Origin of the sequence: Neopararhizobium haloflavum (assembly GCF_002750855.1) — a bacterium.
GTDB lineage: Bacteria > Pseudomonadota > Alphaproteobacteria > Rhizobiales > Rhizobiaceae > Georhizobium > Georhizobium haloflavum.
Map to the genome: position 1 here is coordinate 56689 of NZ_NWUC01000008.1, position 18223 is coordinate 74911.

Consider the following 18223-nt stretch of genomic DNA (forward strand, 5'->3'; position numbering starts at 1 on the left):
GAGGAGCTGTATCAGGGAGGACTTCATGATGATTTCGAAATGCCGATTTGCAGGCCTTGTAGCGACCGCCGCACTGGTGGCGGGCGGGGCGTTCGCGCAGGAAGCGCAGATGGAAACGCCGCAGGGGTTCGGTAAACGCCCACTTACAATGATCGTGCCATTCGGTGCCGGTGGGGGGTCCGACCAGCTCGCCCGCGCCATGGCGCAGTCGATGAACGAGGTTGCCGGCCTCAACTTCCAGATCGTCACTCGGCCGGGTGGCGGCGGTGTCGCCGCGATTCCGGACTTCATGCTCGCGCCTGCCGACGGCCATACGATCCTGCAGCATATCGACCTGATCGTCGCCGCCTATGCCAAAGGCGACATCCAGGAGAACCCGGCGGAAGACTGGGCGCCGCTTTGCACCACGCAGATCACGTTCAACCAGCTCTACATCGCCGGCGACGAAGACCGTTTCTCCGACTGGGAAAGCATGGTCGCCTACATGGAGGAAAGCGGTGAGCAGCTGACGGTCGCCAATCTCGGCCAGGTCGGGTCCATGGAACAGATCACGATGGACATGATGGAGGATGCCGTCGGTCTGGAGTTCCGCAAGGTTGCCTACGACAACCCGTCCGAGCGCTACGGGTCGCTGATCGGCGGCCATGCCGACGTTCTCTTCGAACAGCCCGGCGATGTGCGCAACTTCATCGAGTCCGGCCAGATGAAGCCGATCGTCACCTTCTACGAGGAACGCCCGGAGGTCTTCGCCGACGTCCCCACGCACCGCGATCTCGGCGCCGATTTCGACGCGATGCTGCGGTTTCGCGGCTTCTACGTCAAAGGCGGCACGCCGCAGGATCGGGTCGACTTCCTCGTGGAGGCTTGCGAACGCGGCTTCAACACGGAGTCCTATCAGGCATTCAATGCCGACAACTACATGGATCTGATCGACAGCTTCCGCGACCAGGAAGGCACCCGCCAGCTGATCAACGATACCGTGGCGACCTATCAGGCGATCTACGAGGAGATGGGCATCCTCGAATAGCCGAGGCTCTGCCGGTCGGCGGGCGGCCACCTGGGGGTGCCCCCGCCGACCCCTTTCCCATTCATCCTTCAGAACCATGTCCGGGAGCATTTGTGCCATGGCACGATCGACCGAATTCGACGTGACGACGTCCAGCGGCCCGTCGCCCTATCTTCGTCCCGCTTTGGAATGGGCCGTGTGGGTCGGCTTCGCGCTGCTTGCTTATTCCCAGACCGGACTCTTCGATCGCGAGATACCCGAATACCGCTTCGGCGCGACGGGCTGGCCGCGTGCCGTCTGCCTCCTGATGATCGCCGGCGCCACCGGGCAATTCCTGATGCGATGCCTGACGATCGCGCGCGGCGTCGTCGAAACGGACGCGGCCGAGGAAGCGCCGCGGCAAAAGCTCAGCGGCCGCGAGATCGCGCAGCGCACTGCGATCTTCCTGCTGCCGCTCGTCTATCTCTATGCCGTTCCCTATCTCGGCTTCTACCTGATGACGCCGCTCTTCATGCTGGCGCTGATGCTGATCCTTGAGGTGCGCTCGCCGGGGCCGCTCATCGGCGTGCCGCTCACCGTCTCGGTGATCTTCCTTCTGGTCTTCACCCGCCTTTTCTATGTCGGCATGCCCGTCGGCAATTTGCCGGGCTTCTACGACGTCAACAACGCCATCATCGGGTTCGCCCGGCTGGGCATGTAGGAGGACGTCATGGAAGCGTTCATCGGCGGTACGATCAGCCTTTTCGGCGACCCCACGTCGCTCATGCTGTTCTTCTTCGGCCTGATCGGCGGCATGCTGTTCGGCGCCATCCCCGGCGTCAACATGCTGACGCTCGGCGCCGTTCTTCTGCCCTTCACCATCACCATGAATCCCGAAAACGCGGTGATGCTGTTTTCGGTCATCTACTGCGCCGGTGTCTTCGGCGGGGCGATCACCGCGATTCTCTTCAACATTCCCGGCGCGCCGGAGAACGCGCCAACCTGTTTCGACGGCTATCCGATGACGCAGAAGGGCCAGTCCGGCAAGGCGATCGGCGCGGCCGTCATCTGCTCGGCGGCCGGCGGGCTGGCCTCCGTCATCCTGATGATGACCTCGACCGGCATCATCGCCGGCTGGGCGATCCGCGCCTTCGGCCCGCCGGAGATCTTCGCGCTGATCTTCTTCGGCCTCGCCGTCTCCGCGTCCGTCGGCGCCAAGACGCTGTGGAAAGGCTGGCTGTCGGTGATGATCGGCCTCCTGCTTGCCACGGTCGGCACCGATCCCGTCGGCGGCATCCGCCGCTTCAACGAGGGGTCCTTTCTCGGGCTGGACTACAGTTCCTACTATCTCTCCGCCGGCATTCACTTCATCCCGCTGATCCTCGGCTTCTTCGCCGTGTCGGAAGTGTTGACCCAGGCGATCAACATCGCGACGGGAACCCGCGAGCGGCCGAAGGCGGGGCTTGAGTTCCCCACGATCGCCGAGTTCTGGCAGGTGCGCTACACGATGATCCGTTCGACGCTGATCGGTTTCTTCGCCGGCGTCCTTCCCGGCATCGGTGCGACGCTCGGCGCGTTCCTGAGCTACACCCAGGCGCTGCGCTGGTCGAAGAACCGCAAGAATTTCGGCAAGGGCGAACTTGAAGGTGTCGTCGCGTCGGAAACCGCGAACAACGCGGCAACCGGGGCGGCGATGATCCCGCTGCTTGCGCTGGGGCTTCCCGGCGGCGCGCTGACGGCGATGATCATGGGCATCTTCCAGATTCACGGCATGGAACCGGGGCCGCTCATCTTCATCAATTCCAGCGAGCTCGTCTGGATCACGTTTGCGGCGATGTTCTGGGCCAACCTGATGATCATCGTGCTCGGCTGGGTGCAGACGAAGACCGTGGTGCATATCCTGAGGGTGCCGTTCCGCTGGCTCGCCCCCGGTATCCTCGTTCTGGCGATCGTTGGCGCCTATGCGCTGCGCAATCTCTTCGTCGATGTCTGGGTGATGTTCCTGGCCGGCATCGCGGGCTACTTCCTGCGCTCCACCGGCTATTCGGCGGCCGGCGTCGTGCTCGGCCTCATCCTCGGGGCGATCGGCGAGTCAGCCTTTGCGACCTCGGCGCAACTGCTCGACTATTCGATCCTCAATTTCCTCTCACGGCCGATCGCCGCGACGCTCTTCATCCTGGGCGTGCTGACGATCGTGACCAGCGTCATCAACGAACTGCGCGGGGCCGACCAGCCCAAGGCCCTGATCGACTGATCAGCGGCGCGCGCCGACAAGCCCAAGGAGGCAAAAATGTCAGCAACAGTGGAAAGGCTCGACGAGCGACAGCCGGACGAAGCCGCAAAGGTGGCCGCACTGATCGATCGCGCCCGCGCCGCCATGGAGGCCTATGAGAACCACGATCAGGCCCGCGTCGACGAGGCGGTGACCGCGCTTGCATGGTCGATCTACAAGCCAGAAAACGCGCGCCGGCTGGCCGAACTGGCGGTGGAGGATACCGGGCTCGGCAATGTGGATTCCAAGATCATCAAGAACACGCGCAAGACCTTCGGTACCCTGCGCGACCTGATGCGGGCGAAGACCGTCGGCGTGATCGACGAACAGCCGGAAAGGGGCCTCGTTCTCTACGGCAAGCCGGTTGGCGTGGTGGCCGCCGTCTGCCCGTCGACCAACCCTGCGGCAACGCCGGTCAACAAGGCGATGATGGCGCTGAAGGGCGGCAATGCGGTGATCATCGCGCCCTCGCCGGCCGGTTACCAGACCACGGCGGACACGGTGGCGCTGATGCGGGCGGAACTCGCCAAGGCCGGCCACCCCGAAGACCTGGTGCAGATCCTGCCCAAGCCCGTCAACAAGGCGATGACGCAGGCGCTTCTCGAAATGGCCGATCTCAACGTCGTCACCGGCTCGCAGAACAACGTCAAACGCGCCATGCAATCCGGCACGGTGTCGATCGGCGTCGGTGCGGGCAACGCGCCGGTCGTCATCGACAGTTCCGCCGATTTCGACGATGCGGCGGAGAAGATCACGGCATCGAAAATCTTCGACAACGCGACCTCATGCTCGTCGGAAAATTCGGTGATCATCCTCGACGACGTCTATGAGGAGGCGATGGCGGCGCTCGAGCGGGCTGGCGGCTATCGCTGCTCGCCCGAGCAGAAGGACGCCATCGGCGCCACGCTCTGGGTCGACGGCAAGCTCAACCGCCACGTCCTTGCCAAGGATCCTGCCATCGCCGCAGAGGTGTTCGGCCTGCCGGCCGAAGCCCGCGAACGCAAGTTCTTCATGGTTGAGGAGGCGTCGGTCGGCGGCAAGCATTCCTTTGCCGACGAGAAGCTGTCGCTGGTTCTGACGGTCTATCGCGCCAAGGATTTTGATGATGCCAAGCGCATCGTGCGTGACGTGCTGAACGTGACGGGACGCGGTCACTCGGTCGGAATCCACACGAGCGACATGAACCATGCGCGGGACCTCGCGGCGGCGACTGATGTCGTGCGCGTGCTGGTCAATCAGGCGCACACCTTCGGCAATGGCGGGAGCTTCAACAACGCGCTGCCATTCACCCTTTCGATGGGCGGTGGCACCTGGGCAGGCAACACGATCGACGACAACCTCAACTACCGCTGCTTCATCAACGTCACGCGGCTCGTCACCACCATCGCGGAGGACAAGCCGGGCGAAGACGAACTCTTCGGGGCCTACTGGGCGAAATTCGGCAAGTGAGGGACCAGCGATGAACTTCGAAGAATATGTAGCAAAGCCGCTGCTCGCGGGCGTCGGCATCACCGTTCCCAGGAGCCGCCTTGCCGAGGATCCGGCCGAGGCGGCAAAGGCCGCGGCCGAAATCGGTGCCTGCGTCGTCAAGGCGCAGGTGCCGACCGGCAAGCGCGGCAAGGCCGGCGGGATCAAGCTGGCTGCGAACCCGGACGAGGCGCGCGGCCATGCCGAGGCGATCCTCGGAATGGAGATCGACGGCCATCGCGTGATGAAGGTGACCATCGAGGAACAGGTGCCGATCGCCCTGGAACTCTACGCCAGCATCGTCAGCGATCCGCAGAGCCGCTCGCCCATGCTCCTGTTCTCCGCGATGGGCGGGATGGACGTCGAGGAAGCGGCCGAGACAAATCCCGATGCCATGCGCCGCCGCGTGATCGACATCACCGAGGGGCTGAGCGAGGAAGACGCGGCGGCGGCCTGCGCCGGACTCGACCTTGGCGGGCAGGAAGCGGACGTCGCCAGCACGCTCGTCCGGCTCTACGCGGCCTATCGCATGTTCGACGCCGAGCTTCTTGAGATCAACCCGCTGGTCATCACCAGGGATGGCCGTGTCGTCGCCCTCGACTGCAAGCTGACGGTCGACGATTCCTCCGCGCCGCGCCAGGGCGAGATCGCCGGCCGGGCCAGCGCTGAGAAGATGAGCGCGCTGGAGGCCGAGGCGCGCGCAGCCGATCTCAAATATATCGAGCTTGGCGGCGATGTCGGCATCCTGGCCAACGGCGCCGGCCTTACCATGACGACGATGGATGCAGTGAACCACTATGGCGGCAAGGCGGCGAATTTCCTGGAGGTGGGCGGCGAGGCCTATACCAAGGCGCACACGGCGCTGGCGATCCTTCTGAAGAACCCGGAGATCAAGAGCCTCCTGGTCAATTTCTGCGGCGCATTCGCGCGCACCGATGTCATGGCGTTGGGCGTCGTGGAGGCCTGGAAGGATCTCAAGCCGGATATCCCGGTCTTCTTCACCATTCACGGAACCGGCGAGGAAGAGGCCATCGCCCTCGTCAAGCGCGAACTCGGCATCGAACCTTTCGACCGGATGGACGATGCCGTCAGGGCCGCGGTCGCGGCAACGGGGGCAAGAGCGGCATGATCCTACGCAAGCACCACAAGATCCTCGTCCAAGGGATCACCGGCAAACAGGGCACCTTCTGGACCGGCGAGATGCAGACCTATGGCGCCAACGTCGTCTGCGGCGTCAATCCGCGCAAGGCGGGCACAACGCATCTGGGCGTTCCGGTCCATGCCAGTGCCAGGGACGCGGCCGGGCAGTTTGACGTGGCGCTGATGTTCGTGCCGCCGATGATGGCCAGGGATGCCACGATCGACGTATGCGAAGCCGGTGCCAGGCTCGTGATCTGTCTGGCAGAGCACATTCCCGCCCATGACGTGATGATGATGCATGCCGCGGCGAAGGCAAACGGTGCGCGCATCGTCGGGCCCAACACATCGGGCCTCGTGACCCCCGGCGAGACGTTCGCGGGCATCATGCCGGCGTTCAATCCCAAGGTGTTCCAGCCAGGCCAGGTCGGCGTCATCTCGCGCTCGGGCAGTCTCGGCACGCTAGTCAGCCTCATGCTGACCCAGGAGGGCATGGGGCAGTCGGCGTTTTACGGCGTGGGCGGCGATCCGATGATTGGCACGACAACCCGCGAGGCCCTCGAATTCCTCGATGCGGACGAGCGGACCGAGGCCATCGTGCTGTGCGGCGAGATCGGCGGCAATGCCGAGGAGGAGGCGGCTGACTATGCCCGCACGATGAAAAAGCCGGTGGTGGCCTTCATCGCGGGCCGCTCCTCTCCGCCCGGCAAGAAGATGGGCCATGCCGGCGCCATCGTTTCCGGCGGCAAGGGCGACTATGCATCAAAGCGCCGCGCGTTGGAGAAGGCCGGCGTCAGGGTGGCCGACGTGCCGAGCCAGATCCCCGTGATCATCGGCGAGGAGATGCGCGCCGCGGCCTGAAAACGTCCCATGCCCGCCGAGGGCATGTCCAATCGCATGTTCCAATCTGGCCTTATGACATCCCCCGCCAAGGCGGCAAGATGGGGCCAGTCCGTTTCAAGGGAAGAGGTTTGTTTACGCCATGAAGATGACGACCGAGGAAGCATTCATCAAGGTTCTGCAGATGCACGGCATCCGCCAGGCCTTCGGCATCATCGGTTCCGCGATGATGCCTGTTTCGGATCTGTTTCCGAAGGCCGGCATCACGTTCTGGGACTGCGCCCATGAGACCAACGCGGCCCTGATCTGCGACGGCTACACGCGCACCACCGGCGAGATGGCGATGGCGATCGCGCAGAACGGGCCGGGGGTCACGGGCTTCGTCACTTCGATCAAGACCGCCTACTGGAACCATACCCCGATGCTGCTGGTCACGCCGCAGGCGGCGAACAAGACGATCGGACAGGGCGGTTTCCAGGAAGTCGACCAGATGGCGATGTTCGAGGAGATGGTCTGCTATCAGGAGGAGGTCCGCGACCCCTCGCGCGTCGCCGAGGTCCTCAACCGCGTGATCGAAAAGGCGTGGCGCGGATCGGCGCCGGCGCAGATCAACATTCCGCGCGATTACTGGACACAGGTCGTCGACATCGACCTTCCGCAGATCGTGCGGCTGGAACGTCCCGCCGGCGGGCGCAAGGCGATCGCCGAGGCGGCCAAGCTTCTGTCGGAAGCGAAGTCACCCGTCATCCTCAACGGCGCCGGCGTCGTCATCGGCGACGCGATCGAGGAATCCAAGGCGCTTGCCGAAAGGCTCGATGCGCCGGTGTGCTGCGGCTACCAGCACAATGACGCCTTTCCCGGAAGCCATCCGCTGGCAGTCGGCCCGCTCGGCTACAACGGGTCGAAGGCGGCGATGGAACTCATCGCCAAGGCCGATGTCGTCCTGGCGCTCGGCACGCGGCTCAACCCGTTCTCGACCCTGCCAGGCTACGGCATCGACTACTGGCCGAAGGATGCAAAGATCATTCAGGTGGATCTCAATTCCGATCGCATCGGCCTCACCAAGAAGGTGACCGTCGGCATCTGCGGCGATGCCAAGCTCGTTGCCCAGCAATTGCTCGAACAACTGTCGCCGTCGGCCGGCGATGCGGGGCGCGAGGAGCGCAAGGCGACGATCCACCAGACGAAGTCGGCCTGGCTGCAGAAGCTCGCCTCGATGGACCACGAGGACGATGATCCGGGTACGGTCTGGAACGAGGAGGCACGCAAGCGCGACGCTGATCGCATGTCGCCGCGCCAGGCGTGGAGGGCCATCCAGGCGGGACTGCCGAAGGATGCGATCATCTCGACCGACATCGGCAACAACTGTGCCATCGGCAACGCCTACCCGACCTTCGAGGAGAGCCGGAAATATCTCGCGCCGGGCATGTTCGGGCCATGCGGCTACGGCTTCCCGTCGATCATCGGCGCCAAGATCGGCAACCCCGACACGCCGGTCGTTGGATTTGCCGGCGACGGCGCCTTCGGCATCTCCATGAACGAGATGACCTCGATCGGCCGCGACGAGTGGCCGCCGATCACCATGGTCATCTTCCGCAACTACCAGTGGGGCGCAGAAAAGCGCAACACGACGCTCTGGTACGCCGACAATTTCGTCGGCACCGAACTCAACCTGAAGCTCTCCTATGCCAAGGTCGCCGAGGGCTGCGGGCTGAAGGGCGTCACGGTGACGACGCAGCAGGACCTGACCGCCGCGCTGCAGAAGGCGGTCGAGGATCAGAAGAACGGCGAAACCACGTTCATCGAGGTGATCCTCAACCAGGAGCTCGGCGAGCCGTTCCGGCGCGACGCCATGAAGAAGCCCGTGCCGGTGGCCGGCATCAGCGCCGGGGACATGCGCGCCCAGACCGTCGCGTAGCGCCACGGATCGACGCTGGAGCGAGGAGGCCGCGATGATACTGGAGCAACCGACCACAGAAGCCGATCGCTCGCCGTTCCTGGCGCGCGAGAAGCCGGTGTGCAACGAAAGCCTCTTGCGGCGGGCGCGCGGGCTCGGCCGCTTTCGCGTCGCCATCGCCCAGGCGGCGGCTCCCTTGCCGCTGATCGCCACGCGTCAGGCGATGGAAGCGGACCTCGTCGAGCCGGTGCTGGTCGGCGACAGGGACGCCATCCTTGCCGCCGCCGCCGAGGTCGACTGGGATGTCTCCGGCATCGAGATCATCAATGGCGAGGGCGAGGAGGGGGCGGCCGTCGCCGCCTTTGCCGCCGCGCGCGCCGGTCATGTCGACGCGGTGATGAAGGGCCACCTGCACAGCGACGTTCTGATGCGTGTCGCCATCGACCGGGACCGCGGCATCCGCGGCGGCCAGCGCTTCGTGCATGTCTTCCATCTCACCGTTCCGGGATCCGACAAGCCGTTGTTGATCTCCGATGCCGCCGTCAACGTCGTTCCCGACATGGCGACACGCCAGCAGTCGATTCGCGTTGTCGCCGACATGCTCGCCAAGCTTGGCATCGCGCGCCCGCGCATTGCGATCCTTTCGGCGACGGAGACACCGATGGCGTCGATGGCGTCGTCGATCGAGGCACGCCAGCTTGCCGACTGGGCGGTCGAGGCGGTACCGCAGGCCGATGTGCGCGGACCCTATGCGCTGGACCTCATCCTTTCCTCCGATGCGGTGAAGGTGAAGGAGTTGAAGGATGATCCGGTGGCCGGGCGTGCCGACGGAATTATCGTGCCCGACATCGTTTCGGGCAATGCGCTGTTCAAGGCGCTGGTCTATGTTCGGGGCGCCTGCGCCGCGGGCGTCGTCATCGGCGGCAAGGTGCCGGTGATGCTGACGAGCCGGGCCGATCCGCCAGAGGCGCGGCTTGCCTCCTTTGCGCTGGCAGCGATCGCCGCGCGTGCGCAGACGGCGCAATGATGACAACCAAGGACGGGGCAGATTGACTATTTTCCAGAGAAAGCCGCTTGATCCATCGCCCTACGTGTCCGACGAGGTGCGCAAGACGACCTGCTACATGTGCGCCTGCCGGTGCGGCATCGACGTGCACATGCGCGACGGCAAGGTGCGCTACATCCAGGGCAACCGCGATCATCCGGTCAATCGCGGCGTGCTTTGCGCCAAGGGCTCGGCCGGCATCATGCAGCACTATTCGCCGGCCCGCCTCAGGGCGCCGCTGAAGCGTGTCGGGCCGCGCGGCTCCGGGCAGTTCGAGGAGATTTCCTGGGAAGAAGCGCTGACCACCGCCGCCTCTTGGCTCAAGCCGATCCGTGACACCGATCCCGCCAAGCTCGCCTTCTTCACCGGCCGCGACCAGAGCCAGAGCTTCACCGGCTGGTGGGCCCAGCAATTCGGCACGCCGAACTATGCCGCCCATGGCGGCTTCTGCTCCGTGAACATGGCCGCCGCCGGCATCTACACGATGGGCGGCGCGTTCTGGGAGTTCGGCCAGCCGGACTGGGAACGCTCCAAGATGTTCATGATATTCGGCGTCGCCGAGGACCACGATTCCAACCCGATCAAGCTCGGGCTGTCCCGTCTCAAGGAACGCGGCGCCAAGATCGTCGGCGTCAATCCGGTCCGCACCGGTTACAACGCCATCGCCGACGAATGGATCGGCATCACGCCGGGCACGGACGGGCTTTTCATCCTTTCGCTGGTGCACGAGCTCATCCGGTCCGGCAAGGTCGATGTCGATTATCTGAGGCGCTACACCAACGCGGCCCATCTCGTCATAAAGGACAAGGGTGCGCCCGACGATGGGCTCGTGGCGCGTGACGAGACCGGTGAGGCGCTGGTCTTCGACGAAAAGAGCGGCACCGTCACGGGCTGGAAGAAGATCGCGACGACGGCCGCGCTGAAGGGTGAATTCCGGCTCGCCGACGGGCGGATCGCAGTGCCCGGATTCCAGCTGATGGCGCAGAAATATCTGGACGATGCCTATGCGCCGGACACGGTCGCCACCAGGACCGGCATTCCCGCCGCGACGATCCGCCGGCTCGCGGCTGAACTGGCCCACACCGCCTTTGAGGAAGAGATAACGATCGATCAGCCCTGGACCGACTGGCGCGGCGAGCGGCATGAGAAGATGATCGGCCGGCCGGTGTCGTTCCACGCCATGCGGGGCATCTCGGCCCACTCCAACGGCTTCCAGACCTGCCGCTCGCTTCACCTGCTGCAGATCCTGCTCGGCAGCGTCGAATGTCCGGGCGGCTTCCGCTTCAAGCCGCCCTATCCCAAGCATTTCACCCACCACCCCACGCCACACGGCATGGCGATCCCCTCCAGTCCGCTGGGCGGGCCGCATCTGGGCTATCCGCGCGGGCCGGAAGATCTGCTGGTCGACCCGAAGGGCGATCCGGTGCGCATCGACAAGGCATTCAGCTGGGAGGCACCGCTGTCGGTGCACGGGCTGATGCATATGGTGATCTCCAACGCCGTCGCCGGCGATCCATACGAGATCGACACGCTGTTCCTCTACATGGCCAACATGGCGTGGAACTCCTCGATGAACACGCGCGGCGTCATGGAGATGCTGGAGGCAAAAAAGGAAAACGGCGACTACAAGATCCCGCGCATCATCTATTCCGATGCCTATTCGTCGGAGATGGTCGCCTATGCCGATCTCGTTCTGCCCGACACCACTTATCTGGAGCGCCACGACTGCATCTCGCTGCTGGATCGGCCGATCTGCGAAGCGGACGCGGCGGCCGATGCGATCCGCTGGCCGGTCGTCGAGCCCGACCGCGACGTGCGCGGTTTCCAGACGGTCCTTCTGCAGCTTGGCGTCAAGCTTGGTCTGCCCGGCATGACCGCTGAGGATGGCAGCGCCATCTACAAGGACTACGCCGACTACATCACCCGCCACGAGCGCAAGCCGGGGGTCGGCCCGCTTGCCGGTTTTCGCGGCGAGAACGGCGAGAAGAGCGGGCGCGGCGCGCCGAACCCGGAACAGATCCAGCGTTACATCGACAATGGCGGCTTCTGGGTGAACCACATCCCGGACGAGGCGCTCTATTTCAAGATGGCGAACGCGGCCTATCAGGATTGGGCCGTGGGGATGGGCCTTTTCGACAAGCCGCAGCCCTATGTTTTCGATCTCTACCAGGAGGTGCTGCGCAAGTTTCAGCTTGCCGCCGAGGGGCATGGCAAGCGCCAGCCGCCCGATCATCTGCGCGAACAGGTGAAGACGGCGTTCGATCCGCTGCCGACCTGGTATCCGACATCAGCCGAAACGGGCGGCGGACGCGAAAGGTTTCCGCTCCATGCCATCACCCAGCGCCCGGCGGCGATGTACCATTCCTGGGGGTCCCAGAATGCCTGGCTGCGCCAGATCCACGGCGAGAACCCGCTCTATGTGCCCGGCGAGGTGATGGACGCCTTGAACCTGACCGAAGGCGGCTGGGCCTGGGTGATCTCTGAGCACGGGCGCATAAGGGTGCCGATCCGCCGCACCGACGCGGTCAATGCGCGCACACTTTGGACATGGAACGCCATCGGCAAGCGAAAGGGGGCGTGGGCGCTCTCGGAAAACGCGCCCGAGGCCAGGAAAGGGTTCCTGCTGAACCACCTCATCAACGAATTGCTGCCGCCGAAGGGTGACGGGCTTAGATGGTCGAACTCCGATCCGGTGACGGGCCAGGCGGCCTGGTACGATCTGCGCGTGCGGATCGAGCCGGCAGAGGAGACGGGCCTTGTGCCGGCCGTTGCCGGCCAGGTCTCGCCCGTCGGTCGCGGCCCGAAGACAGTGCGCTACGGAAAGGAATGGACCTCGTGACTGCGCTCCCGGAGACAACGGCCCGCAAGCTGGGCCTGGTCATCGATCTCGACATCTGCGTCGGCTGCCATGCCTGCGTCGTCAACTGCAAGGAGTGGAACACGTCGGGCTACGGCGCGCCGCTTGCCGACGAGGACGCCTATGGTGACCAGCCGGTGGGTGCCTGGCTCAATCGGATCCACACCTATGAGGTCAAGCCGGACAAGGGACTGGCGCAGATCGTCCACTTTCCCAAATCGTGCCTGCACTGCGAGGACGCGCCCTGCGTCACCGTCTGTCCGACCGGCGCGAGCTTCAAGCGTGCCGAGGACGGCATCGTTCTGGTGGAGGAGGACTGGTGCATCGGCTGCGGCCTGTGCGCCTGGGCCTGCCCTTATGGTGCGCGCGAGATGGACCCTGTCGAGCAGGTGATGAAGAAATGCACGCTGTGTGTCGACCGCATCTATAACGAGAACCTGCCGGAAGTGGACCGCGAGCCGGCCTGCGTGGCGACGTGCCCCGCAAGGGCGCGCCATTTCGGCGATCTTGCCGATCCCGAGAGCGACGTTTCGAAGATGGTCGCCGAGCGTGGCGGCTTCGACCTGATGCCGGAGCAGGGGACGAAGCCGGTCAACCAGTATCTCCCGCCACGGCCGAAGACGACCGGCTTCGATGAACCGCCGGCCGATCTCGTTTCCCTGGCTGAGCCGGCGGCCGGCGGCTTCCTCGGCTGGCTCGACCGCGTTCTGGAGAAGGTCTGATGCATCCGGCCTATTCCGTCATCTTCTTCACCGTGACGTCCGGCGCCGGTTTCGGTCTCTTCACGATGCTTGGCCTCGCCCCGCTTTTCGGTTTCGCGCCGACCGGCGCATTCGGCTGGACGGCGTTCGTGCTTGCCTATCTGCTGTCGGTCAGCGGGCTCGTCTCGTCGACGTTTCATCTCGGCCATCCCGAGCGTGCGTGGCGCGCGCTGACCCAGTGGCGCACCTCCTGGCTGTCGCGCGAAGGCGTTCTTGCCATTGCGACGACGGGCGTTGCCGGGCTTTATGCGATCGGCGCGCTGTTCTTCGACCGCGCGATCATCCCGCTTGGACTCCTGACCGCGATCCTCGCGCTCATCACCGTCTATGCCACCTCGATGATCTACGGCGTCCTCAAGACCGTGCAGCGCTGGCACCAGCCCTTGACGCCGGCCAGCTACATCGCATTCTCGCTTGCCGGCGGCTCGGTCCTGATGAGCGCGCTGGTTGCGTTGTTCTCCGCCGAGCGGTCGCCGCCGCTCCTCGTCCTGGCGCTCGCCCTTCTCGGCGGCGCCTGGGCGATCAAGCTGGTGTGGTGGCGGCGCGGCGATACGGAGCCGTTGAAATCCACACCCGCGAGCGCGACGGGGCTTGGCCACCTCGGCCGTGTTCGCATGCTGGAATCGCCGCATACGGGGACGAACTATCTGATGAAGGAAATGGTCTTCACCATCGCGCGCCGCCATGCGCTGAAGCTGCGCGCCATCGCCGGCCTTGCCGGCGGCCTCATGCCGGCGCTGCTGATCCTCATGGCAAGCGTCGTGCCCGGCGCGGGGCTGATCCTGCTTATCGCCTTCGCCGTGCATATCGCCGGCCTCTTCGTCGAGCGCTGGCTGTTCTTCGCCGAAGCGCGCCATGCGGTCGCCAATTACTACGACCGGGGCTGAGGAAAACGCCGCCTTCCGGCTTGTGCGTTTCCTTTGCCGCCCCGCCGGCCTATAGTCCGCGGCGGTTTCAAGGGAGCGGCCGCGGGCATGTATCTGACAGCGCGACAGAGCGACATCGTCGCTCTTGCCAAGGAGCGCGGACGCGTGCTCGTCGACGACCTTTCGGCGCGCTTTGCCGTGACGCCCCAGACGATCCGCAAGGATCTCAACGATCTCTGCGACATGAAGCAGCTCGTGCGCATCCATGGCGGCGCGATGCTGCCGAGCGGCAACGAGAACATGGAATACGAGCAGCGCAAGCTCATCGCCGCCCGTGAGAAGCTGAGGATAGGCGAGCGGGCCGCCGCGCTCATTCCCGACAACGCGTCGCTCTTCATCAACATCGGCACCACGACGGAGGCGGTCGGCGAAGCGCTGACCGGGCATTCCAGCCTGATGGTGATCACCAACAACATCAATGTGGCCAACAAGCTGCGTCTCTTCCCGGCACTGGAAGTGATCATCGCGGGCGGTGTGGTGCGTGGCTCCGACGGCGGCGTCGTCGGTGAAGCCGCGGTCGATTTCATTCGTCAGTTCAAGGTGGACTACGCCGTCATCGGCGCATCCGCGCTCGATGCCGACGGGGCCTTGCTCGACTATGACTTTCGCGAGGTGAAGGTGGCGCAGGCGATCATCGCCAATGCCCGGCACGTCATTCTGGTGTGCGATTCCACCAAGTTCGAGCGCAACGCGCCGGTGCGCATCGGCCATCTCTCGCAGGTCGGAACGTTCATCACCGATCGCTGCGATCGCGACAGCATTCGCAACATCTGCGCGGAGGCCGATGTCCGGCTCATCGAGACCGATATCTGACGCGGGGTTCGGCGCGTTGATTGTTTGACATTCGTTTCAGGTTCACTATCCTTTCGGAAAGTTTCGATCGGCTTCGATCCTCGAAGCGAACACAGCAGCGTCCGGACATATCATTGGCACAGACCGACACAGTCGACATCTTCATCGTCGGAGGCGGCATCAATGGCTGCGGCATTGCGCGCGATGCCGTGGGCCGCGGTTATTCGGTGTGCCTGGCCGAGATGAACGACCTGGCGTCGGGCACCTCCTCCTGGTCGACCAAGCTCGTCCATGGCGGCCTTCGCTATCTCGAGCACTACGAGTTCCGGCTGGTGCGTGAAGCGTTGATGGAGCGTGAGGTGCTGTGGGCGATGGCGCCTCACATCATCCGGCCGCTGCGTTTCGTGCTGCCGCATCATCGCGGCCTGCGCCCGGCCTGGCTGCTGCGCCTTGGTCTTTTTCTCTACGACCATATCGGCGGACGCAAGAAACTGCCGGCAACGCGCACGCTCGACATGCGCCGCGACGAAACCGGCAAGCCGCTCGGGCCGGATTTCGTCAAGGGGTTCGAGTATTCCGATTGCTGGGTCGATGATGCGCGGCTTGTCGCGCTCAACGCGCGCGATGCCGCCGAGCGCGGCGCCGAGATTCTGACGCGCACCGAAATGGTGGCCGCGAGGGCGAAGGGCGACGGCTGGTCGATCACGCTTGCCGACCGCGCCAGCGGCACTACGCGCGAGGTGCGCGCGCGGCTTCTCGTCAACGCGGCGGGGCCATGGGTCGACCATATCCTTGCCCGTCCGCTCGGCCGTGACAGCGCGCACAATGTCCGCCTCGTGCAGGGCAGCCACATCGTGGTGAAGAAGCTCTACGATCATGACCGCTGCTATATCTTCCAGAACGGCGACGGTCGCATCATCTTCGCCATTCCCTATGAAGACGAGTTCACGCTGATCGGCACGACCGACCAGGACTACGAGGGCGATCCGCAGGACGTCGCGATCACCGACGGGGAAGTTGACTATCTCTGCGCCGCGGCCAGCGAGTATTTCGCCGCGCCCGTGTCGCGCGAGAATGTCGTCTGGACCTATTCCGGTGTCCGCCCGCTTTATGACGATGGCGCCTCCAAGGCGCAGGAAGCAACGCGAGACTATGTCCTGAAGACCGAGCGGGTCGACGGAAAGGCCCCGCTGGTCAACATTTTCGGCGGCAAGATCACCACCTATCGGCGCCTGGCCGAATCCATGATGGAGCGGATCGCCGACGCCATCGGTGGCAAGGGCCGTGCCTGGACCGCGGGCGCGGCGCTTCCAGGGGGCGATTTCGCGGTCGAGGACTTCGATCTTGAGGTGTCACGCCTCAGGAAAGCCTATGCGTTTCTCGAGCCCGCTCATGCGCGCCGCCTCGTTCGGCTTTACGGGACGCAGGCACACACGCTTCTCGGGCCGGCACAGGGGACGGCCGATCTCGGCCGCCATTTCGGCGCCGATCTCTATGCTGCCGAGGTCGACTACCTGATCGCCAACGAATGGGCCCGCACGGCGCAGGATGTGCTCTGGCGGCGCACCAAGCGCGGCCTGCATGTCGGCGAGGGGACCCACGCCGCGCTCGACGCATACATGGCCGACCGGATCGGCGCGGTGCAGGCGGCTGCCGCGCAATAGCAATAGGTCCGGCGGTTTCCTCGCGCGCGCCGAAGAGCTAAAGCGGAGATCGAAACGCAAGAGACGGGCGGGAGGATCATGACCGCGACGCACATCCTGGCCATCGACCAGGGCACCACATCGAGCCGCGCCATCGTCTTCGATGCCGAGCGCGCTGTCGCCGGCAGCGGGCAGAAGGAATTCAAGCAGCACTTTCCAAAATCGGGCTGGGTGGAGCACGATGCCGACGAGATCTGGAAGACCGTCACCTGGTCGGTCGAGGAGGCGCTGAGGAACGCCGGGATCGGAGCCGAAGACGTCGCTGCGATCGGCATCACCAACCAGCGCGAGACCGTCGTCGTCTGGGACCGCGAGACGGGCGAGCCCATCCACCGTGCGATCGTCTGGCAGGATCGCCGCACGGCGGCGCGCTGTGCCGAGCTCAAGGATGGCGGACATGAGGCGATGGTGGCTCGCAAGACCGGCCTCCTGCTCGATCCGTATTTTTCGGCGACCAAGCTCGCCTGGTTGCTCGACACCGTCGGCGGCGCGCGCGAGCGGGCCGAGGCGGGCGCCCTGTGTTTCGGCACAATCGACACCTTCCTGATCTGGCGGCTGACCGGCGGCACGTCCTTCGTCACCGACGCGACGAACGCCTCGCGCACGCTGCTTTTCGATATTAAGACGCAGGACTGGGACGACGAACTGCTGGCGCTTTTCGGCGTGCCGCGGGCGATGCTGCCGGAGGTGCTCGACTGCGCGGCGGATTTCGGCACGGCCAAGAAGTCGCTTTTCGGCGCGGGGATACCGATTCTCGGCGTTGCCGGGGACCAGCAGGCGGCAACGATCGGCCAGGCCTGCTTTGCGCCCGGCATGCTGAAATCGACCTATGGGACCGGCTGCTTCGCGCTGCTCAACACCGGCGCGGACCGCGTCGCATCGAAGAACCGTCTTTTGACCACGATCGCCTACAGGCTGGGCGGCGAAACGACCTATGCGCTGGAAGGCTCGATCTTCGTTGCCGGCGCCGGGGTGCAGTGGCTGCGCGACGGCATCGGCGTGATCGAGAAGGCAGACGACAGCGGGGCGCTGGCCGAACGGGCCGATCCCGAGCAGGACGTCTACCTCGTGCCGGCCTTCACCGGCCTTGGCGCACCGCACTGGGACGCCGACGCGCGCGGTGCGATCTTCGGCATGACGCGCAACACCGGTCCGGCGGAGTTCGCCCGCGCCGCTCTGGAGGCCACCTGCTTCCAGACCTGCGACCTGCTCGATGCGATGCATGGCGACTGGTCGGGCGCCAACGGCGACACCGTGCTGCGTGTCGATGGCGGCATGGTCGCTTCCGACTGGACGATGCAGCGCCTTGCCGATCTTCTGAACGCGCCGGTCGACCGTCCGACGATCCTGGAGACCACGGCGCTCGGCGCGGCCTGGCTTGCCGGCTCGCACGCCGGCCTATGGCCGGACCGCGACGCCTTCGCGAAGGCGTGGGAGCGCGACCGGCGCTTCGAACCGCGGATGGACGCGGCAACGCGCACGCGCAAACGGGCCGGCTGGTCGGCTGCGGTGCGCCGTACGCTCACCGACACGCGCTGATC

At 65.1% G+C, this 18223-nt stretch carries 14 protein-coding genes; all 14 read left to right on the top strand.

Going from position 1 to position 18223, the window contains the following annotated elements:
• Positions 1-25 precede the first annotated feature (25 nt).
• A complete protein-coding gene (locus CN673_RS16725) occupies positions 26-1027 on the top strand; it encodes a Bug family tripartite tricarboxylate transporter substrate binding protein (protein WP_099867538.1) in 1002 nt (333 codons plus the stop codon).
• Positions 1028-1124: 97 nt separating this feature from the next.
• Positions 1125-1706, top strand: a complete 582-nt coding sequence (locus tag CN673_RS16730; protein ID WP_157928932.1) for a tripartite tricarboxylate transporter TctB family protein — start codon at positions 1125-1127, stop codon at positions 1704-1706.
• Positions 1707-1715: 9 nt separating this feature from the next.
• The gene (locus tag CN673_RS16735) at positions 1716-3239 is read left to right on the top strand and encodes a tripartite tricarboxylate transporter permease (protein WP_099867540.1); all 1524 of its coding nucleotides are present in this window, start codon (positions 1716-1718) and stop codon (positions 3237-3239) included.
• A 36-nt stretch (positions 3240-3275) separates the two neighbouring features.
• Positions 3276-4706 carry an acylating sulfoacetaldehyde dehydrogenase gene (gene sauS / locus CN673_RS16740; RefSeq protein WP_099867541.1) on the top strand — a complete coding sequence of 477 codons (1431 nt, stop codon included), beginning with the start codon at positions 3276-3278 and terminating at the stop codon, positions 4704-4706.
• Between the two features lie 10 nt (positions 4707-4716).
• Positions 4717-5853 carry a succinate--CoA ligase subunit beta gene (locus CN673_RS16745; protein WP_099867542.1) on the top strand — a complete coding sequence of 379 codons (1137 nt, stop codon included), beginning with the start codon at positions 4717-4719 and terminating at the stop codon, positions 5851-5853.
• Positions 5850-6722 (top strand): succinate--CoA ligase subunit alpha, encoded by an 873-nt coding sequence (locus CN673_RS16750; RefSeq protein WP_099867543.1) that lies wholly within the window; start codon positions 5850-5852, stop codon positions 6720-6722. Before CN673_RS16745 ends, CN673_RS16750 begins: the two co-directional genes overlap by 4 nt.
• Before the next feature lie 121 nt (positions 6723-6843).
• Positions 6844-8619, top strand: coding sequence for a sulfoacetaldehyde acetyltransferase (gene xsc, locus CN673_RS16755; protein WP_099867544.1), 1776 nt, complete (start codon positions 6844-6846; stop codon positions 8617-8619).
• Positions 8620-8653: 34 nt separating this feature from the next.
• Entirely contained in the window at positions 8654-9625 is a 972-nt protein-coding gene (locus tag CN673_RS16760) for a phosphate acyltransferase (protein ID WP_099867545.1), read from the top strand.
• Between the two features lie 22 nt (positions 9626-9647).
• Positions 9648-12482, top strand: coding sequence for a molybdopterin oxidoreductase family protein (locus CN673_RS16765; protein WP_099867674.1), 2835 nt, complete (start codon positions 9648-9650; stop codon positions 12480-12482).
• The gene (locus CN673_RS16770; protein WP_099867675.1) at positions 12479-13222 is read left to right on the top strand and encodes a 4Fe-4S dicluster domain-containing protein; all 744 of its coding nucleotides are present in this window, start codon (positions 12479-12481) and stop codon (positions 13220-13222) included. The genes CN673_RS16765 and CN673_RS16770 overlap by 4 nt, the downstream gene beginning before the upstream one ends.
• A complete protein-coding gene (locus CN673_RS16775) occupies positions 13222-14148 on the top strand; it encodes a dimethyl sulfoxide reductase anchor subunit family protein (RefSeq protein WP_099867546.1) in 927 nt (308 codons plus the stop codon). The genes CN673_RS16770 and CN673_RS16775 overlap by 1 nt, the downstream gene beginning before the upstream one ends.
• 87 nt (positions 14149-14235) lie before the next feature.
• Positions 14236-15000: a DeoR/GlpR family DNA-binding transcription regulator gene (locus CN673_RS16780; protein ID WP_099867547.1), complete on the top strand. Its 765-nt coding sequence runs from the start codon at positions 14236-14238 to the stop codon at positions 14998-15000.
• 113 nt (positions 15001-15113) lie between these two features.
• Positions 15114-16643 (top strand): glycerol-3-phosphate dehydrogenase, encoded by a 1530-nt coding sequence (gene glpD / locus CN673_RS16785; RefSeq protein ID WP_099867676.1) that lies wholly within the window; start codon positions 15114-15116, stop codon positions 16641-16643.
• 78 nt (positions 16644-16721) lie between these two features.
• Positions 16722-18221, top strand: a complete 1500-nt coding sequence (glpK, locus tag CN673_RS16790) for a glycerol kinase GlpK (protein WP_099867548.1) — start codon at positions 16722-16724, stop codon at positions 18219-18221.
• The last annotated feature ends 2 nt before the right edge of the window (positions 18222-18223 follow it).